Source organism: Solibacillus sp. FSL R7-0668 (assembly GCF_038006205.1).
GTDB lineage: Bacteria > Bacillota > Bacilli > Bacillales_A > Planococcaceae > Solibacillus.
The window spans coordinates 3,540,894-3,562,997 of the sequence record NZ_JBBOUU010000001.1; the positions used below are offsets into that span (position 1 = coordinate 3,540,894).

Below are 22,104 nucleotides of genomic sequence, written 5' to 3' on the forward strand. Positions count from 1 at the left end.
CAGAAACCTTATCAAATAAGGCTCTACCAAGCTTTTTAGGGTGCTATTTAATCATTCCCACTCGATCGTAGCAGGCGGTTTACTCGTAATATCATACAGCACGCGGTTCACGCCTTGTACTTCGTTAACTAAACGCACCGAGATTTTCTCAAGAACATCGTAAGGAATACGTGCCCAGTCGGATGTCATGCCGTCGATTGATGTGACGCCGCGAATACCGATTGCATAGTCGTATGTGCGGCCATCGCCCATTACGCCTACTGAACGGATGTCTGGTAGTACACAGAAGTATTGCCAAATGTCGCGTTCAAGTCCTGCTAATTTGATTTCTTCACGTAGGATGAAGTCAGCTTCGCGCACGATTTCTAACTTTTCTTCTGTTACTTCGCCAAGTACGCGGATACCTAAGCCCGGTCCTGGGAATGGTTGACGCCATACTACCGCTTCTGGAAGACCTAATTCTAAACCTAAAGCACGCACTTCGTCTTTGAATAATGTATTTAATGGCTCGATTAACTCAAACTTCATGTCCTCCGGTAATCCGCCTACATTATGGTGAGATTTGATTGTTTGCGCAGTTGCTGTACCTGACTCGATAATGTCCGTGTAAAGCGTGCCTTGCGCTAAGAAGTCCATGTTTTCAAGCTTTGCTGATTCTTCATCAAATACGTAAATGAATTCGTTACCGATGATTTTACGTTTTTGCTCTGGATCCGAAACACCTTTTAACTTGTTCATGAAACGTTCACGGGCATCAATTTTGATTACTTTCATATCGAAATCTTCCGTGAATGTTTTCATTACTTGCTCTACTTCGCCTTTACGGTTTAAGTTATGATCCACAAACATACATGTTAATTGGTCACCGATTGCTTTATGAATTAAGACCGCAACGACTGAGGAGTCAACTCCGCCTGATAATGCACAAAGAACTTGCTTGTCGCCTACTTGCTCGCGGATTTTTGCGATTTCGATGTCGATGAAGTTCGCCATTGACCAGTCGCCTTTAGCATTACAAACATTGAATACAAAGTTTTTCAACAAGTCATTGCCGTAGACAGAGTGACGTACTTCTGGGTGGAATTGTACAGCATACAGTTTACGCTCAACATTTGCCATTGCAGCGATTGGGCAGGCTGGACTCGTTGCGATGACTTCAAAGCCTTGTGGAACAGCTGTTACATGATCACCATGGCTCATCCAAACAACTTGGTTTTTCGGTAAATCGCCGAATAATAGGTTTTCCGTCGTTACATCAATTTCCGCTTTACCATATTCACGCGTTTCCGCACCTTCTACTTTACCACCTTGTGTATGCGCCATTAGCTGCATACCATAGCAAATGCCTAGAATCGGTAAACCTAATTCAAAAATCGCCGGATCTACCTTGAATGCAGATTCATCATAAACAGAGTTTGGACCACCTGAAAATACGATCCCTACAGCGTTCATACCTTTAATGTCCTCAGCCGTAATTGTATGCGGGTGTAATTCAGAGAACACACCAAATTCACGGATACGACGCGTAATTAATTGGTTGAACTGACTTCCGAAGTCAAGAACGACAATCTTTTCTTGCTCTTTTAATAAAGGAGTTGACACAATTTTTCACCTCTTCAAAATGTATTGCGGCCTATAATCAAGAAAAACGCGTAAGAAACGAAATTTCTACGCGTTCATATTTCAGCTCTTCTGCCGATAGATACAGCTATCCCGTCAAAGAAATAGTGCAACTACCGTCATAGATAAGTTATTTAAGGTAACTTAGTAGAAACATCTGGACCTTATCTCCAGACTTATATGAAGGCACACTTTTTATTTTTTAAATTTTACTCTTTACAAAAAGCAAAATCAACAGCTAGCATAATTGATTTAATATTCTTTTTTTTAAGCGAAAATATACAACGATTAAAAAACGTGTCCGAAAATTTTTTTCGAGACACGTTTTTTATAAAAGCTTCCTTACATGGTGATGTGATTTTTTAATTTAGCCTCTGCCGCTAAATTAAGAGATGTGGCTTTCGCCGCAAACATCAACTTCGCTGTCGCGAAAAATTTCTCCGGTGCAGTCGCTCCTCGAAATTTGGCGAGCTTGCACCTTTCACTTCGTTTTCGGCGCTAAAAGATGTGCGGCTGTCGCTTTGCTTTCGCCGCAAAATAATTTCGCTCCTTAACGGAGAGCGAAATTATTTCACTCCCACTCAATCGTCCCGCCTGGTTTTGGTGATAAATCGTAGCACACGCGGTTGACGTGTTTGACTTCATTAATAATACGGTCTGTAATTTTTAATAAAATCGGCCATTCAATTTGTTCGATTGTTGCCGTCATTGCGTCAATTGTATTGACCGCGCGAATGATTACTGGGTACTCATACGTACGCTCGTTGTTGCGCACACCTACTGATTTGAAGTTTGGTACAACTGTGAAGTACTGCCATACCTTTTGATCTAAGCCTGCAAGTGCAAATTCTTCACGTAAAATCGCATCGGATTCACGAACTGCTTCTAGACGGTCTGGCTCGATTTCGCCTAACACACGTACCCCTAAGCCTGGGCCTGGGAATGGTTGGCGGTACACCATATCATGAGGTAATCCTAGCTCAACACCACATGCACGTACTTCATCTTTGAATAATTGGAATAATGGTTCTACTAATTCAAATTGTAAGTCCTCTGGTAAGCCACCTACATTGTGATGTGACTTTACCACTTTATGTGTTTTCGTACCGGATTCCACGATATCCGGATAAATTGTTCCTTGTGCTAAGAAATCAATGCCCTCTAACTTACGCGCTTCTTCTTCAAAGACACGGATAAATTCATTCCCGATAATTTTACGCTTTTCTTCTGGCTCGCCTACACCTTTTAGCTTACCTAAGAAGCGCTCACTTGCATCTACGTAAATAAGATTTTCTTCAAGGTCTTTTTCGAACATTTCGATTACACCTTCAGATTCATTTTTACGCATTAAGCCGTGATTCACGTGTACGCACACTAATTGTTTGCCGATTGCTTTAATTAATAATGCCGCTACAACTGAAGAATCGACACCGCCTGAAAGCGCTAAAAGCACCTTTTTATCCCCAACTTGTTGGCGAACTAAGGCAACTTGATCTTCAATGAAGTTTTTCATATTCCAGTTTGCTTCTGCCTTACATGTATTGAAAACAAAGTCCTTTAAAAAGGCTTTCGTTTCTTCTTCGTTTGGCCATTTATCTAATGTTTGAGATGCTTGAGTAGATGGGTGCTCTACGCTAATAACAGGAATGTTTAACTTATAAATTTCATCTAATACGTCGATTGCTTCACCATCAACGATATTATTGACACCGCCATTTAAAATAATCCCTTTTACCGTTTTTAAATCTTGGATATTTTGTGCGGTAATATCATGTGGATGAATCTCACTATATACACCTAATTCACGTATCCAACGAGCTATCGTTGTATTTTCACTGCTACCTAAATCTAATACTAAAATATTATCCTGTTTCAACCTGATACAACCTCCTCTTAATGCTATTCATTCTACCCTGTTTCTTTTATTTTACCAAATGTTTTTTACACTTTGTCTTTTAACAATGAGCCGATTGCGCCTGTTACATCCTATATAATTCCAATCAATTACTCGTACGATGGATTAAATATTCCCAGCTTTCTTTCACTTCTGCGGTATGAAGATTATCGGTATTGCCTGCATAAATATATTGCTCATAGACTGACGTTAGCTCACTCATCTTTGTCGTTTCAAGGGCACGGTCTACACGAATGGCGAAGTTTTGCAGTGTCTCATGCGTCCCCCGTTTCAAGTAGATGCGTTCAAGCTGCTTTAATAAAACAAAGTACGCATCCTCAAATTGATCCGGATGATCTAACTTCGAACGGTTCATTTTCACCGCCAGTTTTGGCTGCCATTTTCCGCGCTTCCGCCATACAATCACCGCGCCAATAAGTAGCACTGCTGCGACTACATAGAGTACCCATTTATATTTTGCAAAATCAATCGCTAATTTTTTGCTTCCTCCAGCCGTTGCTTCTTGTTTTTCTGGCTGAGGACGCTCAACTTCTGGTGTTTCTGGTTCTGGTAATTGCTCTTCGCCCGGTGCCATTTCGACATCATAGTCAATGTTCATCGGATTACTAAAGCCAATTGTCGGCTCAAATGGCATCCAACCAATGCCATCAATATAAGCCTCTACCCATGAGTGGGCATCATTATTTGTCACGCTGTATGTCGTCATGCCATCACTTGACGCTACTCGTTCACCACTTGCAAAGCCTTTTACCCATCGTGCTTGAATGCCCACTGAACGTAGCATTACAACCATCGATGTCGAGAAGTTATCACAGTAGCCTAGCTTCGTTTCGAATAAAAATTGATCGACATAATCCTCATCCTCTGCTGGCTGTGCTACATTCCTTGTCTCATATTGGAAACCGTTTCGAGCAAAATAATTTTCAATCGCGCGCGCCTTATCATACACGCTTTCATAGCCATCTGTTATTTCATGCGCCAAATCACTGACACGCTGCGGTAGCTGTTCAGGCAGTTGCAAATAACGCGGATCCGATTCAGTCGAGGTTACCGTTTCCTTCAATTCCGTATAGCTATATTCAGGCTGTTGGAACGTAATTTCATAATTCGTTGGCTTTACAATTTCATCATCTAACGTAAGATGCATTTTTTCGTTTGCATAATTAAATGAAAAATAGTCTGCCACCTCATCTGTTTGATACGTTGTAGTTCCATATGCTTGTAGCAAAAAATTATAATCCCCAACTGTATTTACTTGCACAAGCTGTGGCTCTACATTTCCTGGCGTAATCGAAAAGTTGATGGGCTCTGAAAACCTTACGTACTCAGTAAAATTTTGCTCACTCGTATGAAGCCAGCCCTTTGACGTATAATAATCCTTTGTTTCTACACGCCAATATTGACGAATCGGTGTTTCAATTTCATAGACAACCGTATCATCACCGACAAATGGACCACCTAAACTTTCATCATTATCCCCATAGCCCACTGTTGCGACTGAACCACTAGAGGATGAATCCCCTAACCCAACCATCCCCTTCATATAAGGAACCGGATCTGGCCATTGCGGCTCGGCTTTCGGGATAACCGCTGCCACCACCCCTGCAATTGTGACAAATAAAATAATCGGTGTCGCAAATAATAGATAGCTCGTCCAATCCTTTTGCATATTGGCCGATTGCATTAACCGTTTGATAAATAGAAGGGATGTTAGCACAAGCCCCAAAAGCATGACTTTAATAATTGCCATGGTGCCATCATATTCCGTAAATGTATCCAACGTCCCTATGAAGAACACCGTCAGCACAAGGAAATAGTAAACGGTATGGCGCACGCTCACCCAATGCTGAATTAAATAAATGAGCATCCAAATTAAAATGAAGAACAGGCTCGTTCGAAATGGGTCACTCACTAATACCCATTCCCCTTTTAGCAAAACATCGACATTATAGCGCAACTCATTTGATAAAAACTGCATGCCCGTCCATTCACCTTTGTTATAAACACTTACAATGAACCATGAAATATAAAGTATTTTCAATGGCCATGAAAGGAGTATCGGTAAACTAAAGACACCAATCGTTAAGCAAAGTGCCATAAACAATAGAAATTGCATGAAATAGCCTGTATTTGTAAGTTGCATAATTGGCACGAGCCATTCACGCAAAATTAGAAAAATAATCAGGTAGAAAACAGCTAGTTCTATTTTTTCGGATGCGCTTCGTTTCATAGCGATTCCACCTCCGATTGCAGCTGTGCTGGCTCTTTAATAATATGCACTTCATTTTGATTTTTTAAATGCACAGGCTCTGCTTCATTATTGACAACAAAGCACACAATTTTACCCATGCTTTTCGTGCTCGCATTGAGTGCTTCTTGTAGCTCTGGTAGCCATTCCCCTGTAATGATGATAACAACCGAGCGACTCATTACTTTTTGCTCTTCAAATAATAAACGCTCTACACCAAACTCCGCATCTGCCTGCACGGTCACAAAATGCTGCATAATCTTTTTGAATTGACTATCCGTTTTAATAACTGGCGCAAAATAACGATCTGTCCCCACACTCAAAAACGAGACATCTCCACGCGCCTTCATCGTTTTCTGAATATAAGATGCGGCAAATTCCACCACTTGCTCAAAGTTCTTTTGGACAGCGCGGTCTATTAACACAAAGGTATTTTGCGCATTGCGATCCTCGAATTCCTTTGTTCGCAGCTCTCCATTTTTAGCAAATGATTTCCAATGAATCCACGAAAAGCGATCGCCCGGCACGTACTCACGCACACCGGTTGCCATTGTCGTATCTTTAATAAGCGAAAAGCGGGTTTGGCTCGCCCCTTGGTCATACTGCATCGTAATTTGTTCGGTTTTGACATCATAAATTTTCGGATACACTAAAAAAAGCTGCGGATGCTCGATAACGACTTGGCGAACCGTCCAGCCGAAAAAGTCGGTACACATCACTTCAATACCTTTGAAATGATGCTCTCCACGCCTTAAATCGCGCAATTCATAGGTCCATTCGAACTCCTTTTTCCAACCAACTAAAAACAGCTTCGTCGCATTGCCATTTAACTCCTCATAAAAGTCGGCATCCATCGCGGTTTCTCGTGCTGTCATAAAGACAAGCGGAAACCAGCTTTTGTTGTGAAAACGTACAGTTACTTCTATTGTATCGCCACGTTCTACCGCTTCTTTCGATAATGTTCGCGACACTTGCTGTATGCGAATCGGTACAATTGCTAGCAAAATCGAGTAAATGGAAAATGGCAATATTGTAAAAAATACAAACCAACTCACAAACCCACCTTGGAACATTGCGTAACAATATGTAATGATTAAAAGCGCAATTACGGTTAACAGCCTACCTCCGTGCTGAAAGAAGTATCGGATTTTTTTCATTCGACAACATACCTTTTCACAGGCACATTCACAAATCGCAGCACACGGTCAATCACCTGTTCCTCTGTCACACCTTCATAGCGCGCCTCTGGTTTTAAAATTAAACGGTGACCAAAAACAAACTTCGCTAAATACTGCACATCATCCGGAACGACATAATCGCGCCCCTTCATAAAGGCATAGCTCTGAGACGCACGCATTAATGCAATCGAAGCACGTGGACTCACACCTAAATACACATTTTCATGAAAGCGTGTATGTTGTGCTAGCGATACAATATATTCTTTAATATTGTCCCCTACATGCACCTGCTTCACTTGTTTTTTCAAATCAATTAATTGTTCAATCGATAGCACAGCCGTAATTTCTTCAATAGGCACTGAATTTTCTGCACGGCGTAACACTTCAATTTCTTCATCCTTTGTTGGATAACCCATTTTAATTTTAAGTAAAAAACGGTCTAACTGCGCTTCTGGTAAAGGGTATGTCCCCTCGTATTCAATCGGGTTTTGCGTAGCCATGACAAAGAACGGCTTTGGCAATGAAAGCGTCTCACCATCCACTGTAACGGATGATTCCTCCATACTTTCTAATAGGGCTGCTTGCGTTTTTGGTGATGTACGGTTAATTTCATCCGCTAATACGATGTTGCCGACAATCGGACCCGGGCGAAATTCAAATTGTAATGTTTTTGGATTGTAAACCGAGACGCCAATAACATCGGAAGGCAGTAAGTCTGGCGTAAATTGAATACGCTTAAAGCTAGCACCTAGAGACTTGGAAAGCGCACGCACCATCATCGTTTTCCCTACGCCCGGCACATCCTCTAATAATACATGCCCTCCCGCAAGTAAAGACACGATACTTAACTCCGCAATCTCACGTTTCCCTATCATTACTTTTTCGATATTTCTGATAATTTTTTCGATTTGTTCATTCATCTAGTAGCCCCCCTGAATAGAAATTCCATTATTCAACACATCTAGTTCAAGCATAACGAAAACAAAATGCGAGTACAAGAATAAAGATAGCTATATTTGGTAATTCGAAATAATCAAAAAGCAAAATAAAATCACCCAACTAAATTATCAATTAGTTGAGTGATTCAAATAGAAGTTTTATAGGTCATAATGCGACGGTTCTGTTTGTTGATTATATTGGCACGCGATGTAAATTGGAACAGTTGATTTAAGGTCACAGCCGATTCAGCATTAAATTGCATCCCCTTTACAATCAAGCGGGCTTTGTTTGGTACGAGCTTTTTGGCGCGCGGTTGTGGTTTTTTCTGTTTGTTCTTTTGTTGCTGTAATTGCTCGCGTGGATCACGGTATTGGTCGTGCATGCCGCTATTTATCGCATCTGCAAAATGCGTATCCGACAAAATCGTTCGTGTTGAATTACGATAAATCGAACTTGTCGTTTGTCCCACTCGAGATGTTCTCACATCAATTCCCCCTCACAGCCTTGTTAGGTATTTATATCGACAAGTTCACAGGAATGTTAAATATAATTAAGCAATGTGTCGCTATACATCGAAATAATACTAAGGTACGGGGAATTAATATAGGGATTGGTACCTATATTTGGAGATTTCACTTGAACAATAACAAAATCGAAACGAAAGATGCTTCAATATTTCCTTTTAGGGTTAATAGTTTATATGAGGTCCCCTCTATTTTTAGCTATATCACTCTAAAAATAGCATTATCTATAGTATAATTAGCTTTTAGATATCGAAACCTATCACGCAAGTTTGATTACTTAAAATAATCATAGCAATCACTTCTTGAAATTAAGAAAGGAAAGAGTGGTGGTCATACCATGAGTAAAAAAGAAAAAGCATTAACACAATTTGAGGATGCACTAAAAGAGCTTAAAAAAGGCGAAGAAGAAAGTGCTGCTACTAGTGTCGTAGGACCAAGTAGAGGCAACATCAATATTTCAGGCACACTATTTAAGCTAGTTTTTAAATATTGGGGCGTAAAGATTCTCATGATTCTATTGATCCTCATAGTCATTGCCTTTGGAATCATTTGGTCATTCTCCGGGAGTACATATAAAAAGGAAAGCACAACTTTTGTAGAGCAAATTCACGAATTAGCTACGTTAGCAACTGCAGAGGCACATGTAAAGGTCGTCATTGAGGAAGAGGATAATAAGGTGTTCGGTAAAGATATTCCGGTCAATTTCCCAGGCACAAAGAGAGAGCTCTTATTAATCGTTCCAGCCACAGTTACAGCAGGTATTGATATGAAGGAAATCACTTCCAATGATATACAGGTTGACGAGAAGGAAAAGCTATTAGAAATCAATGTACCACGGGCAACGCTTCTACAAGAGCCTGCCATTCAGATGGATCGCGTCCAAACCTTCTCAGACGAGGGGCTATTCCGTGGAGAAATGAAATGGGATGAAGGTTTTAACCTAGCAGCAGAAGCACAGCAAAAAATTAAAGATGAAGCGATTGAAATGGGTTTACTCACATCTGCCGAAAAAAATGCAGAGAAAGCCCTTAAAAGTTTCTTTAGCAATCTTGGCTATACTGTGGAGCTTACATTTAAATAATCCCTGTGAGCATTCTAGATAACTTCAGACATACCAAGAAAACCCGCCAACAAAACGGCGGGTTTTTGCTTATCTTTTACTTCCAAAAATCATCAAACACTGTAATCGGTAAATGACGCTTGTGCATCGAGCGTTTATAGTGACCTTCTAATGTTTCGCGTGCTTGTTCGGGAATTTCTTTACCCTCTAAGTAATCATCAATTTGCTCATACGTTACACCTAAAGCTACCTCATCCGGTAAAGACGGGCGATTTTCTTCTAAATCGGCCGTTGGTACTTTATCGTATAAATGAACTGGGCAATCCAGATGCTTTAAAATTTGGCGACCTTGGCGTTTATTCAGACGGAAAATCGGCATTAAATCCGCGCCCCCATCGCCAAACTTCGTGTAGAATCCTGTAATTGCTTCCGCAGCATGATCGGTTCCCAAAACAACCGCACCATTCATCGCAGCAATCGAAAACTGCACCTTCATGCGTTCACGAGCTTTTTCATTACCCTTTGCAAAATCACTCAATTCGATACCCGCATCCGCTAATGCGCGAACACTCGCATCCACCGCTTCTTTAATATTCACTGTATAAATTTTTGTCGGCTGAATATAATCAAGCGCGTCCTGACAATCTCGCTCATCGGCTTGTACACCATAAGGCAAACGCACCGCCCAAAAGGAGTACTTTGCTTCAGCAGCTTCGGCGTTTAATTCATCCACCGCTAGCTGCGTTAGTTTCCCTGTTAGCGTTGAGTCCTGTCCACCGCTAATCCCTAAAACAAAACCTTTAACAAAGGTATGCTTTTTCGCATAATCCTTTAAAAAATCAATCGAACGGCGAATTTCTTGCTCGACATCAATTTGTGGTAATACCTTTAATTCTTCGATAATTTGTTGTTGTAACGACACAGTTCAACACTCCTTAATTTTGTTCGAGTTCTGCTACCATATCGCGTACTTCCCTAATATTACGCATTTTGTTATCCCAGCATTTTTGGCTTAAGTCTACCGGGTATTCTTCCGGATTTAATGAACGCTTGTATTCATCCCATAAGAGCTCTAAATTATCTTTTGCATACTGACGAATGTCCATTAATGCTGGATTTTCGTAAACCACTTTCCCTTGATCAATCGCTAACTGATGCAGCTCTTTTGCTTCAAAGTTCGTCACAAATTTCGATACGAATGTATGCACCGGGTGGAACATTTTAATTCGACTTTCATTCTGTGGATTTTCATCCGCCATCGTAATATAATCCCCTTCAGATTTACCGTTTTTCTTATTAATAATACGGTACACCTTCTTCAATCCTGGCGTTGTTACTTTTTCGGCATTGGCTGAAATTTTGATTGTATCTTCCATTTCACCGTTTGCATTTTCAATTGATACCATTTTATAAACTGCACCTAAAGCAGGTTGATCATAAGCGGTAATCAGTTTTGTGCCAATCCCCCAAGAATCCACACGTGCGCCCTGTGATTTTAAATTCAATATCGTATATTCATCTAAATCATTTGAAACGACCACTTTGGCATTCGGGAATCCCGCTTCATCTAGCATACGACGCGCCTCTTTTGATAGGAAGGCTATGTCCCCACTGTCTAAACGAATTCCGATGAAGTTAATTTTATCCCCTAACTCTTTTGCTACTTTAATCGCTGTTGGTACACCCGATTTGAGCGTATTGTACGTATCCACTAAAAACACACAATCTTTATGACGTTTTGCATAGGAGTGAAAAGCATCATAATCATTTTTGTATGCCTGTACTAATGCATGTGCATGCGTTCCCGCAACCGGAATATTAAATAGCTTACCGGCACGGACATTCGAAGTGGATTCAAAGCCACCAATGATCGATGCGCGCGCTCCCCAAATCGCTGCATCCATCTCCTGCGCACGACGCGTACCGAATTCCATCGCCACCTCATCATGTACAACCTGCTTGATACGACTCGCTTTTGTCGCAATCAACGTTTGATAGTTCACGATATTAAGCAGTGCCGTTTCGATAAGTTGCGCTTCTACAAGCGGTGCTTCAATACGTACAATTGGCTCGTTTGCAAAAACAAGCTCCCCTTCTACCATTGAATACATCGAACCTGTAAAACGAATGGTTTTTAAGTACTCAATAAAGTCCGCTTCATAATGCAGCTCATCACGTAAATACGCAATATCCGTTTCGCTCAATTTAAAGTTCTTCAAATAATCTAGCATACGTTCTAATCCTGCGAATACCGCATAGCCATTGCCGAATGGTAACTTCCTAAAATACAGTTCGAATACAGCTTTACGATTATGAATACCATCTGCCCAATAACTTTCTGCCATATTGATTTGATATAAGTCTGTATGCAAAGCTAAGCTATCGTCTACATACTTTTCTGCCATGATGAGTTCCCTTCTTCCAAAAACATAATTAGTCATAGTATACACCATCTCCTAATTTTTCGACCGCTCAACAACTTATGAAAAATACATTTCGTATCAAATCGGTCAAAACGGTCTGGATTTCCCCCAAAAAATCAGATTTCCTTATCCACGTCATTCAAATGTAATTTTTCTTCACAAGATGACAATCCCCCATTGCATACGTTACAAATTTGTTCATTTCTCCCAATTGACAACCATCCCATTTCCTTTTGGTAGCGCTTTAACGTCAAACATACCAACTATATCTCGTAATTCGATGAAACCAATCGAAAATACATGTTAGTTTTTATTACATCAAAGTATTGATTTACTTAAAAATCCACTTTATTATGTTAGATAACATAACATAAGGAGTTGTTGAGGTTGAAAAAAATCGAAGCAATCATTCGTCCTGAAGTGTTCGCAAAAGTTCGTGAAGGGTTGGCTCTTGAAGGTATCGATGGTTTGAGCATTTCTGAAATTGCAGGTGCAGGTCGTCAAGAGGGGCGCATCGGATTATTCCGTGGAAATTCGTATTCTATGGAGTTCTCACAAAAATTAAAGCTTGAGATGATTGTTGACAACGCGAAGGTGCAAGCAATCATCGATGTATTATTACGCGAAGCCTCAACAGGTGAAGTAGGAGATGGTAAAATTTTCATCTACCCTGTAGAACAGGCTATTCGTATTCGCACAAAAGAACTTGGCTCAATCGCCATCGACTAATAATGATTTTCTAAAGAGGAGGAATGTTTTATGACAAACGAAGCGTTAGAACTGTCAATTAATTTAGTTTGGGTGATGCTCGGTGCATTTTTTGTATTCTTCATGCACGCAGGTTTTGCCATGGTAGAGGCTGGATTTACCCGCTCTAAAAATGCTGTAAATATTTTAATGAAAAACGTGTTAACGATTTCAATTGGCGGTATCGTTTATTTTGCAGTAGGTTTCGCTATTATGTTCGGTGATAGCGCTGGTGGATTTATCGGAACGACTGGTTTTGCCCTGAGTGGTGTAGAGGATGTCGCATTCTTTGTATTCCAAGCTATGTTTGCAGCAACTTGCGCCACAATTATCTCGGGCGCGGTTGCAGAGCGTACAAACATCGTCTTTTATATGGCTTTAGTCGTTGTCATGACTGCCATTGTCTATCCGATCGTCGGTCACTGGGTATGGCAAGGGAACGGCTGGCTAACCGCTTTAGGTTTTGTGGATTTTGCAGGCTCTACTGTCGTGCACTTAACGGGTGCAGTTGGTGCATTAGTAGTCGCTGCAATGGTCGGTCCGCGTATCGGTAAGTACGCAAAAGGTGTGGTGAACGTTATTCCTGGTCACTCGATTCCACTTGGTGCGTTAGGTGTATTTATCCTATGGCTAGGTTGGTATGGATTTAACGGGGCATCTACATTAGCTGCTGATCCCTCTTCTGTTCCTGGTGTTATTGCCAATACATTTTTATCCGCTTCAGCTGGTGTTATCGCAACAGCCATCTATACACGCTTCCGTTACGGCTACATCGACGGTTCTTTAACATTAAACGGTGCATTAGCTGGTTTAGTTAGTATTACAGCGGGTGCTGCGAACTTAAGTATCCTTGGCGCAATTTCTGCAGGCTTTATTGGCGGCATCATCTTAGTAGAAGCTGTTCGTTTTGTTGAGCATAAATTACGCGTTGATGACCCAGTAGGTGCGGTAGCTGTACACGGCGTCGCAGGTATTTGGGGTACATTAGCAGTTGGTCTATTCGATGTTACCGGCGGTGGGTTATTCTATGGCGGCGGTGCGACATTATTAGGCGTTCAAGCACTTGGTGTTGCAGCAGTTATCACTTGGACTGCGAGTACAGTAGCAATTGCCACATTGGTTATTAAAGCCTTCATTCCATTACGTGTAACGAGCGAGGAAGAAATCGAAGGCTTAGATATCGCAGAACACGGGGCATACGCATATGAAATGCAGGATATGTTTACAGGTGTCACAAAATCCAATGATAGCTTCGCGCAGCGCTTAACAAACTTAGGCAAAACGCCAAGTAATACACAGGTGCAAGAAAAGCGTGTTTAATAACTTCCTTTAGGTTCCCGAATTCCCTTTTGCTCTCCCTAAAGCAAAAGGGCGCGGAGTGTGCTCCCTTACACACTCTCGAATCATTCTTTCAAAATATATAAGCAAGTAAAGCATGTTCAAACCCCCAATTTGAGCATGCTTTTCTTATTTTGCAATTGTCCTGCCAAACGCGTATCCTAAACTATAGAAAAACACAGCAAAGGAGGCCACTATCATCGAAAGCGCCATTCAATTTCAACATGTCTATTTCAATATAAACGATACGAACATTATTGCTAATTTAACGGCCTCAATTTATAAGGGGAAGATCACGACGTTAATCGGTCCTTCAGGTGCAGGAAAAACAACCTTACTAAAACTTTGCAATGGATTAGTTTCTCCAACTACTGGCGAAATTACAATTAACGGCGATAGCATCAAAACCCTCGAGCCCACTCTATTACGACGCCGCGTCGGGATTGCATTACAATCTGCACCTATTTTAAAGGCATCCGTTTACGAAAACCTAGCACTCCCACGAAGATTACAACAAAAAGACCTCCCAAAAGAAGAGGCCGAGCAATTTTTAATAGCTGTTGGACTAGCGGAAGCGTTTTTGACAAAAGACGCAACGGCATTATCCGGTGGTCAAAAACAAAGGCTTTCAATCGCACGCACACTTGTCAATCAGTCTGAAATTTTACTACTCGATGAAATTACATCTTCCCTTGACCCGAAATCGGTGCGTGAAATCGAAGAATTAATCGTTCAAATAAATGAACAGTTTGACGTAACCATTATTTGGATTACGCATAATATCGAGCAAGCACAAAGACTCGGGCATTATACATGGCTATTAAAAAACGGAGAACTCATTGAAGCAAGTGAAACAGAGGCACTTTTCCAATCACCAAATGCAGTCGTGCAACAATTCCTAACTCGGGGTGATGAATCATGACGTACAGCTCTTTATCGTTAACCTTACTATTCGTGTTCATTCCGCTCATCTTATCGAAGACTCTAAAGCTCGGTTTAGAGCGCGATACCATTATCGCCACGATTCGTTCAGTCATTCAGCTACTCGCAGTGGGCTATTTACTTAACTTTATCTTCAATTCTGAGAGCACCCTTTATATGTTGTTAATGATTACATTAATGATTTTCGCAGCTACGATGAATGCGCGGAAAAAGGGGGAAAATATTCCGGGCATTACTTGGAAAATTGCCCTTACACTGCTTTCAGTAGAAATCGTTATTATGAGTGTGTTACTCGGTTTACAAATTATGCCCGCAACGCCGAATTTTATTATTCCCATTAGCGGCATGATGATCGGCAATTCCATGGTACTTTCCATACTCTTCTTAAATCGCTTCAAAGCTGAAATCGAGGCAAATGAAGAAATGATTGAGCTGATTTTATCGCTCGGTGGTACACCAAAACAAGCTGTACATAAGCAACTGATGGACGCCATAAAAGCGAGCATGATTCCAACGATTGAATCGCAGAAAACAATCGGTCTCGTCCAATTACCAGGCATTATGAGCGGTCAAATTATCGGCGGCGCAAACCCCATTGAAGCCGTTCAATTTCAAATATTAATCATTTTTGCCTTATTAACTTGTGCGACACTTTCCTCAATCATTTTAGGTTTTTTAATATACCCAACTCTATTCAACGAGCGCATGCAAAAGGTTATTTAAGTGGGGTGTTGGCCATTCTCATAAAAAAGACTATGGTATAATTTTCTTATTCAGCCGAAAAATTTTAAGGAGTGAATTTCCATGGCATTACGCGATATTTTTATTTCATTATCTGAAAACGAAGCACTCAGCACCGCCGCGCAAAATTACGGCTTCAAGCTAGGTGCGAAAAACATTGTAGCAGGTACAAACTTACAAGAGGTCCTTGAAAGCGTACGCAAACTAAACGAGCAAGGCATGTCCTGCACAATCAACCATTTAGGTAAGTTTGTGACCGATGAAGCGACTGCTACACAGGCAAAGGAAGAAATTTTAGCTTTAATTGAAGCGATTCATAGTGAAAATTTAAATGCCCATATTTCATTAAAACCATCTCAATTAGGCTTATCAATCGATATTGATTTTTGCTATGACAACCTACGTGAAATCGTAGAATATGCAAATGAATATGATATTTTTATTAGCTTCGATATGGAGGATAGCTCACATTTACAGCTGACATTTGAGTTCGTAGAAGAGCTTCAAAAATCGTTTTCAAATATTGGTACGGTCATTCAAGCATATTTACATCGTGCACAGGAGGATATCGAAAGTTTCAAGGATAGCCGCCTTCGCATTGTAAAAGGTGCTTACAAAGAGCCTGAAGAAATTGCTTATCAGGATAAATTAGAGATTGATATTAACTTTATCGAATTAATCGAATATCATTTAGCACACGGACATTTCACATCCATTGCGACGCATGATCATAACATCATCAATCACGTGAAATATTTCGTAGAGGAATACAATATTCCAAAGGATACATTTGAATTCCAAATGCTTTATGGCTATCGCAAAGATTTACAGCAAGCACTTGTAAAAGAAGGCTATCCATTATGTGTGTATGTCCCTTATGGTGAGGATTGGTACAGTGACTTTATGCGCGGATTGGCTGAACGCCCACAAAACTTAAACATACTGACAAAGCAAGTGTTCAATAAAAAGACCAATACGGTATTAGCTGTTGCCGCTGGTGCGTTCGTACTCGGACGATTAACGAAACGAAAATAAAAAGAAGACGTCCAGTTCTTAGGCAGGGCACTGAAAAAGTCGATTCACGCTAAAACTTTTAGTATGAATCGACTTTTTATTTGTCATAAATGAATATAATCAAAATTTATTACAATGAATTTTCAAGTTTTCTTAGTTCTTCAGCAGCCTCGTTCTTAGGGGCTGTGTACTTATTAATAACTTACGATTTTTTATAGAGAACGTTACCAAAGAGCTTTTTGGTAAACAAAATCAACTAAGACACCGAATTGCCCCTAGTTGCTCTTAGAAGGCTCCAAAATGCAACGTGAATTAGGAGCTTTTTGAAATTCATTTAGGGTGAAAGTTCTTACGTTTAGGACCGAAAATAATACGTTCAGGAAACCGAGATATATTTTGCTAACACAATTATATTTTAATGAACATGACTAGTAATTCCCCCTATGATTATAGTTGTCATTGACATCATCAACTTTATTATAGATGTTATTTTTAAAAGATCGCTTTTATTTCTTGTACGTACTCTATTAAATCATAAACGTTCTATAATTGTATTCGCATCGGTTACGGAAGCTGCTTTTTTACTGGGTTATTTTAAAAGTCTTATTCTAGATAACCTTTTGCTATTAGAGTTATCTTCTAGAATATCCTTATTAATTTAGCTAAAAAGTAGAATATGTCGTTTTCAAATCGTCGTTAGGTGCGCTTACTAAGTTTATTTTGCATACTCTATAAACTTTTATTCCTTTTTGCTATAAATTTCATAAACAAAGTATCCAAATAAGAAACCAATTCCAGCTCCTAAAGTAATTGCATTAAGTAAAGAGATTGGGGAAAACAGGCTAAGGAGTATACCAACAACACTACCACTCAACATTCCTAATGGTATGAAACTACCTAATAAGTTTTGAGCACCTTTTGATTCTTTCTTACCCAAGGAGCCTTTCTTATATTTGCGTTCCATTGTTTTCACTACGAATACCGCAATTCCACCTACGATTACAAGAGGTAATAAAGTGCGAACAATTTCCAAAGCTAAAGTCATATTAGAATCTCCCTTCTTTTCACTTCCGATCATTTCAAATTTAGCATAATTTATTCAAAAAAGGGTGTAGTTGTTAAGTTTTATACAAATTTACCATATGCATCAACCGCACCAAAAAAGAGCGTGTTGGAATAACTTTCCACTCCAACACGCTCTAACAATTAAGTAAACAACTGTTTCACTATTTATTCCAGCCCTTTTCTTTAAAGCGGGCAATGGCTTCGATACGGTTGCCGACACCTAATTTATCTAAAATCGTTGAAATATAATTCCGCACCGTACCTGCAGATAAAAACAGCTCAGCCGCAATTTCCTTCGTCGTTTTCCCTTCTGCTACTAGCTCTAGCACTTGACTTTCTCGCTCTGTTAATGGATTCTCACTATCATCCTCATACACAAAGTCCACAAGCTCAGGGGCATAGATGCGTCGACCGTCCATAATAATACGAATCGAATTAACAAGCTCCTCAATCGGGCTATCCTTCAATAAATAGCCGCGTACCCCCGCTTTTCGAGCACGTTCAAAATAACCAGGGCGTGCGAATGTCGTTAAAATAATGATTTTGCAATCACCACCACGTAGCGCCTCGGCAGCATCTAGCCCCGTTTTCACAGGCATCTCAATATCCATAATACAAATGTCCGGTTGCAGTTCATTTACCAGTTCAATGGCCTCTTCCCCATTTTTCGCAAGCCCTACAACTTCCATATCATCTTCCATGCTTAACAATGATTTCATTGCACCAAGGAGCATCCCTTGATCTTCCGCTATCACAATTCGAATCACGTCAATTCCTCCCTTTTTGATGCGTAATGGCTAACGGTACTTTTAATGTCACGGTCGTCCCATCACTACTATCGATTTCTAAAGAGCCATTTAAAAATTCTATTCGTTCATGCATACCCTTTAAGCCATTGCCACCTTCAATTTCATGCGAGCGTTCAAAGCCCGTTCCATTATCTTGAATTGTCATTTGAAATTCATCATCACTTTGATAAAAGTTAATGCGGCAAATGGTTGCTTCGCTATGCTTCACGATATTCGTTACCGCTTCCTTTAAGCACATACTAATGACATTTTCCGCTAAGGTCGGCATTTTGATTTCGGATAAATCCCCATTTAAACGCAATTTAATTTGCGCTGCCTTCAGAATTTGCTCTACGCGGTAAAGCTCCTCTTCAATCCGCACCGCACGCATATCCGCAACCAGCTCACGCACTTCCTTTAGTGCAACACTGGCCGTTTGACGAATATCTTTAATTTCCAAAATCGCTTGTTCCGGATTTTTTTCAACTAATCGTGCAGCTAAATCACTTTTTAACCCAATCATCGATAGCTTTTGACCAAGTGTATCATGTAAATCGCGTGCAATACGTTGACGCTCTTCAAAAACCGTCAATTCCGAAATACGTTCTCTTGCAGTTTCCAATTCACCCTCTAAGTTTTCACGCTTTGTTTTCGAGTACAGCGTAAACGGTAGCAAGACCACACCCAATACATTAATAATAATAAACGGTGTTTGCGCAATGAATAAATCGAGGTAAATAAAGTAGCCTCCAACAATTGACAGCACAGTAAAGCCAATATGTAAGCCGTACATAATATAAAACCCAACAGCCTGCTTAATATTTCCGATAAAAAACGCCGTAAAGAGCGATAAATACACATAGCCAAATATGAGTGTCATCGCAATATTCAGCACCATTTGAAAGCTAATCCACATATATTTCAAGCCCGGCTTTGCGCGGAATGAAAAATAGTGGCATAAGAAATAACAAAAAATAATGACAACCCCAACTATGATTTGCCACAATGTAAAGGATTGGATAATAAAGAAAAATGGCATAATGCAAAAAATTATCCATATATAAATACTCAACATCGGACTTTTCGGGATGATACTATACCAAGTTTGCATAACAGCCTCGATTCTTTTTTATTGCTATTATATCAAAAGAAGCACCTCAAGCATGATTTGAGGTGCCTTTCATTTCGAAAACTATTTTACAGCGAACTGTTTGCCGCGCATTGTTTCACGCTTTGCTGCTTCTTTAAATGAAACGAAGCGATAATTTTCTGGATCGTATAATTTATAACGTAGTGACTCTAAGCTTGTCTTTATTGTAATCGTCGTCGCTTGTTGTAGTGGTTTTACCGATTCATGTGCGTCTTCTAATTTGTAGTTAGGAATACGCGGTGATAAGTGATGCACATGGTGGAAGCCAATGTTTCCTGTTACCCATTGTAACACTTTCGGTAATTTGTAATACGAACTACCCTCTACAGCAGCCTTTACATAATCCCAATCTGAATCTACCTCGAAATACGAATCTTCATAAGTATGTTGAATATAGAATAACCAGATGCCTAAAGCACCTGCAATGAATAATGTTAAGCCATGCACTAATAAAAACGTTGCCCAGCCATTTACAAAAATTAATACCGCACAAATCGCTAGTAATACAATGTTTGTGAAATACGTATTTAAACGCTCTTTACGCTTTGCATCTTTACGATTAAAACGATTTAAAACAAGTACCATAAACAATGGTCCTAAGCCAAACATCACAAGTGGATTACGATATAAACGGTAGCCTAAGCGACCCATTTTTGATTTTTCAAGGTATTCATCCACCGTTAACATATCAATATCACCAATGCCACGCTTGTCTAAGTTCGAGCTTGTTGCATGGTGAATCGTATGCTCACGTTTCCATTTCTCGTATGGGAAAGACGTAAAAATCCCTGTAATATTCCCAATAATATCATTTGCCTTTTTGCTTTTGAAAAACGAACCATGTGTACAGTCATGGAAAATAATAAATGTACGTACAACAAAGCCCGAAGCAATGACGCTACAAAGTGCCGTATACCAAGGTGAATATTGTAATAAAAAATATCCTGCACCCCAAATAAGTAATAATGGGACAAGTGTATTTAATAATTGTTGAATGCTAAGGCGTGTTTCTGATTTCGCAAACGGCGCTACATCTTTTCGTAGCTGCTTCGTTTTTTCTGCATCTGTTTTAGCCATCGTGTAATCCCTCTTCCCTCAAATTTGCTTAACAACATCTTATAAAAATGCGGGACATGACAACACGCGCAAACATCACAACTTTTTTATGACATCTGTCATATGACCAGGTAATAATTCATTTCATTAACGATGAGTGGCACTTTTACTTAAGTTTATAGACTTTCTTCAAAAAGAAATTACTATTTATGATGTTGATTTTTCTTTTTTCAAATGCGTTTTTCGTATGGCATTTACGATGAGCAATAAGAGCGGTAATAATAACCCAATGGAATAAGAATAATATATACCGATTGTTGCGTTCCAATGTTCTTGATACACGACACTCGGATACATTACGACAGAAAGGACTACAACAATTACTCCTAATGGGATTGTTAAGGGCTTATAATCTTTCCTATTAAAAATTTGTGCCAGCCCTAATACGGAAACATAAAAATATAGCGTTGCCTTAATATAAAGGGCGATAATCCATAATCCTGCCATCGAAGCCTCGATGCGCTGTATAAAATTACCTATATTTATTCTTTTAGCCAATTCATAGCTCGGATGATATTCAGCCGCTGTACTATAAAAACCTAAAACCGCAATGCATAAAAATGTTAGGATTATGATGACAAGTCCACCGATTAAGTAGCCAATATAAAAGGATTTTTTCGCTTGTTTCAAATTGTTAATACAGGCGGGAAAAATCATTAACAAAACTACCGCATTAACCGAAGTAACTTCAATTACAGATTTAGTTGATTGAATGATTGGTATTGGTCCCGCTTCAAAAATAGGTTGTATGTTTTCCAGCTTCATTTCAGGTAAAATAAAAAGCACTAACAGGAGAAAAAATATAAAGAAAAAAAAGATCAATATTTCCGCAGAACGAGCAATTGTCTCGATGCCAAGACGGACACCCATTACGATTGCTAGAGCGAGAAGAAGGTTAAGTGCAATCATTGGGGTATTGGGCATCAAATGTATATTTAGGAATGTCCCTGAATAATACAGAAGACTTGCAGCATAAATAAAAGCCATCGATACAAACAAAAGGGAAACCGCTTTTCCTATCCATTTTCCTAAAATTTTTTCGCATATTTCAACAAAAGTAAGATTGGGGAACCATTGTATGATTAAGCAAAATAACCATATTACGATTACTCCGATTATAATACCTAAAATCGCAGCAATCCAAGCGTCTTGTTTCACTCCCTCCGCTAATACTGATGGGACAATTAAAATACTCGTTCCCATAGAAAAAAACATTACTAAAACTAGAAATTGATACGAGTTTATTTTTACATTTTGCAGCATTTCATATCTAGGCATCCCTTCCTTAAAGTTCAC

Annotated in this window: 19 protein-coding genes and 1 riboswitch; of the genes, 6 read left to right on the forward strand and 13 right to left on the reverse strand. The window is 39.7% G+C overall.

What is annotated here, in order from left to right:
• Window positions 1–51: 51 nt before the first annotated feature.
• The 6 genes from guaA (MKX47_RS17660) to MKX47_RS17685 all read right to left on the reverse strand — a co-directional run bounded on the left by guaA (MKX47_RS17660) (window position 52) and on the right by MKX47_RS17685 (window position 8,384).
• Window positions 52–1,605 carry a glutamine-hydrolyzing GMP synthase gene (gene guaA / locus MKX47_RS17660; protein ID WP_340777869.1) on the reverse strand — a complete coding sequence of 518 codons (1,554 nt, stop codon included), beginning with the start codon at window positions 1,603–1,605 and terminating at the stop codon, window positions 52–54.
• Window positions 1,606–1,722: 117 nt separating this feature from the next.
• A riboswitch (purine riboswitch) is annotated at window positions 1,723–1,824 on the reverse strand.
• 367 nt (window positions 1,825–2,191) lie between these two features.
• Entirely contained in the window at window positions 2,192–3,502 is a 1,311-nt protein-coding gene (gene guaA, locus MKX47_RS17665; protein ID WP_340777871.1) for a glutamine-hydrolyzing GMP synthase, read from the reverse strand.
• Window positions 3,503–3,620: 118 nt separating this feature from the next.
• On the reverse strand, window positions 3,621–5,765 hold the full coding sequence (locus MKX47_RS17670) for a DUF4129 domain-containing transglutaminase family protein (RefSeq protein ID WP_340776815.1): 2,145 nt from the start codon (window positions 5,763–5,765) through the stop codon (window positions 3,621–3,623).
• Window positions 5,762–6,838 (reverse strand): DUF58 domain-containing protein, encoded by a 1,077-nt coding sequence (locus tag MKX47_RS17675; protein WP_340776817.1) that lies wholly within the window; start codon window positions 6,836–6,838, stop codon window positions 5,762–5,764. Before MKX47_RS17675 ends, MKX47_RS17670 begins: the two co-directional genes overlap by 4 nt.
• A gap of 98 nt (window positions 6,839–6,936) precedes the next feature.
• Window positions 6,937–7,881, reverse strand: coding sequence for an AAA family ATPase (locus MKX47_RS17680; RefSeq protein WP_340776819.1), 945 nt, complete (start codon window positions 7,879–7,881; stop codon window positions 6,937–6,939).
• 164 nt (window positions 7,882–8,045) lie between these two features.
• Window positions 8,046–8,384, reverse strand: coding sequence for a hypothetical protein (locus MKX47_RS17685; RefSeq protein WP_340776823.1), 339 nt, complete (start codon window positions 8,382–8,384; stop codon window positions 8,046–8,048).
• A gap of 377 nt (window positions 8,385–8,761) precedes the next feature.
• Here MKX47_RS17685 and MKX47_RS17690 point away from each other — a divergent pair, with 377 nt between their 5' ends.
• Window positions 8,762–9,505, forward strand: coding sequence for a DUF4230 domain-containing protein (locus tag MKX47_RS17690; protein ID WP_340776824.1), 744 nt, complete (start codon window positions 8,762–8,764; stop codon window positions 9,503–9,505).
• Between the two features lie 76 nt (window positions 9,506–9,581).
• Here MKX47_RS17690 and nadE read toward each other — a convergent pair whose 3' ends face one another.
• Together nadE and MKX47_RS17700 are read right to left on the reverse strand one after the other, a co-directional pair.
• Window positions 9,582–10,406 carry an ammonia-dependent NAD(+) synthetase gene (nadE, locus tag MKX47_RS17695; protein ID WP_340776826.1) on the reverse strand — a complete coding sequence of 275 codons (825 nt, stop codon included), beginning with the start codon at window positions 10,404–10,406 and terminating at the stop codon, window positions 9,582–9,584.
• A 13-nt stretch (window positions 10,407–10,419) separates the two neighbouring features.
• Entirely contained in the window at window positions 10,420–11,889 is a 1,470-nt protein-coding gene (locus tag MKX47_RS17700) for a nicotinate phosphoribosyltransferase (RefSeq protein WP_340776828.1), read from the reverse strand.
• Window positions 11,890–12,294: 405 nt separating this feature from the next.
• On the opposite strand from MKX47_RS17700, the gene MKX47_RS17705 reads away from it, so the two are divergent.
• The 5 genes from MKX47_RS17705 (at window position 12,295) to MKX47_RS17725 (ending at window position 16,710) form a co-directional block, all read left to right on the forward strand.
• The gene (locus MKX47_RS17705) at window positions 12,295–12,636 is read left to right on the forward strand and encodes a P-II family nitrogen regulator (protein ID WP_241371144.1); all 342 of its coding nucleotides are present in this window, start codon (window positions 12,295–12,297) and stop codon (window positions 12,634–12,636) included.
• A gap of 30 nt (window positions 12,637–12,666) precedes the next feature.
• Window positions 12,667–13,974, forward strand: a complete 1,308-nt coding sequence (locus MKX47_RS17710; protein WP_340776835.1) for an ammonium transporter — start codon at window positions 12,667–12,669, stop codon at window positions 13,972–13,974.
• A gap of 274 nt (window positions 13,975–14,248) precedes the next feature.
• Entirely contained in the window at window positions 14,249–14,914 is a 666-nt protein-coding gene (locus MKX47_RS17715; RefSeq protein WP_340777872.1) for an ABC transporter ATP-binding protein, read from the forward strand.
• Window positions 14,911–15,657, forward strand: coding sequence for an ABC transporter permease (locus MKX47_RS17720; protein ID WP_340776836.1), 747 nt, complete (start codon window positions 14,911–14,913; stop codon window positions 15,655–15,657). The genes MKX47_RS17715 and MKX47_RS17720 overlap by 4 nt, the downstream gene beginning before the upstream one ends.
• 81 nt (window positions 15,658–15,738) lie before the next feature.
• The gene (locus tag MKX47_RS17725; RefSeq protein WP_340776838.1) at window positions 15,739–16,710 is read left to right on the forward strand and encodes a proline dehydrogenase family protein; all 972 of its coding nucleotides are present in this window, start codon (window positions 15,739–15,741) and stop codon (window positions 16,708–16,710) included.
• 718 nt (window positions 16,711–17,428) lie between these two features.
• On the opposite strand, the gene MKX47_RS17730 is transcribed toward MKX47_RS17725, so the two are convergent.
• The 5 genes from MKX47_RS17730 to MKX47_RS17750 form a co-directional block, all read right to left on the reverse strand.
• On the reverse strand, window positions 17,429–17,734 hold the full coding sequence (locus tag MKX47_RS17730; protein WP_340776841.1) for a hypothetical protein: 306 nt from the start codon (window positions 17,732–17,734) through the stop codon (window positions 17,429–17,431).
• Between the two features lie 181 nt (window positions 17,735–17,915).
• Window positions 17,916–18,521 (reverse strand): response regulator transcription factor, encoded by a 606-nt coding sequence (locus tag MKX47_RS17735; RefSeq protein WP_340776842.1) that lies wholly within the window; start codon window positions 18,519–18,521, stop codon window positions 17,916–17,918.
• A 1-nt stretch (window position 18,522) separates the two neighbouring features.
• On the reverse strand, window positions 18,523–19,653 hold the full coding sequence (locus tag MKX47_RS17740) for a sensor histidine kinase (RefSeq protein WP_340776845.1): 1,131 nt from the start codon (window positions 19,651–19,653) through the stop codon (window positions 18,523–18,525).
• Window positions 19,654–19,734: 81 nt separating this feature from the next.
• Window positions 19,735–20,769: a fatty acid desaturase gene (locus tag MKX47_RS17745; protein ID WP_340776848.1), complete on the reverse strand. Its 1,035-nt coding sequence runs from the start codon at window positions 20,767–20,769 to the stop codon at window positions 19,735–19,737.
• Window positions 20,770–20,955: 186 nt separating this feature from the next.
• Window positions 20,956–22,104: a GerAB/ArcD/ProY family transporter gene (locus tag MKX47_RS17750; RefSeq protein ID WP_340776850.1), complete on the reverse strand. Its 1,149-nt coding sequence runs from the start codon at window positions 22,102–22,104 to the stop codon at window positions 20,956–20,958.

Bases quoted from the DNA above. Each gene is read 5' to 3' on its own strand.
- MKX47_RS17670 (WP_340776815.1), bottom strand. From the start codon at position 5,765: ATGAAACGAAGCGCATCCGAAAAAATAGAACTAGCTGTTTTCTACCTG.
- MKX47_RS17680 (WP_340776819.1), bottom strand. From the start codon at position 7,881: ATGAATGAACAAATCGAAAAAATTATCAGAAATATCGAAAAAGTAATG.
- MKX47_RS17690 (WP_340776824.1), top strand. From the start codon at position 8,762: ATGAGTAAAAAAGAAAAAGCATTAACACAATTTGAGGATGCACTAAAA.
- MKX47_RS17700 (WP_340776828.1), bottom strand. From the start codon at position 11,889: ATGGCAGAAAAGTATGTAGACGATAGCTTAGCTTTGCATACAGACTTA.
- MKX47_RS17710 (WP_340776835.1), top strand. From the start codon at position 12,667: ATGACAAACGAAGCGTTAGAACTGTCAATTAATTTAGTTTGGGTGATG.
- MKX47_RS17720 (WP_340776836.1), top strand. From the start codon at position 14,911: ATGACGTACAGCTCTTTATCGTTAACCTTACTATTCGTGTTCATTCCG.
- MKX47_RS17725 (WP_340776838.1), top strand. From the start codon at position 15,739: ATGGCATTACGCGATATTTTTATTTCATTATCTGAAAACGAAGCACTC.
- MKX47_RS17730 (WP_340776841.1), bottom strand. From the start codon at position 17,734: ATGACTTTAGCTTTGGAAATTGTTCGCACTTTATTACCTCTTGTAATC.
- MKX47_RS17740 (WP_340776845.1), bottom strand. From the start codon at position 19,653: ATGCAAACTTGGTATAGTATCATCCCGAAAAGTCCGATGTTGAGTATT.
- MKX47_RS17745 (WP_340776848.1), bottom strand. From the start codon at position 20,769: ATGGCTAAAACAGATGCAGAAAAAACGAAGCAGCTACGAAAAGATGTA.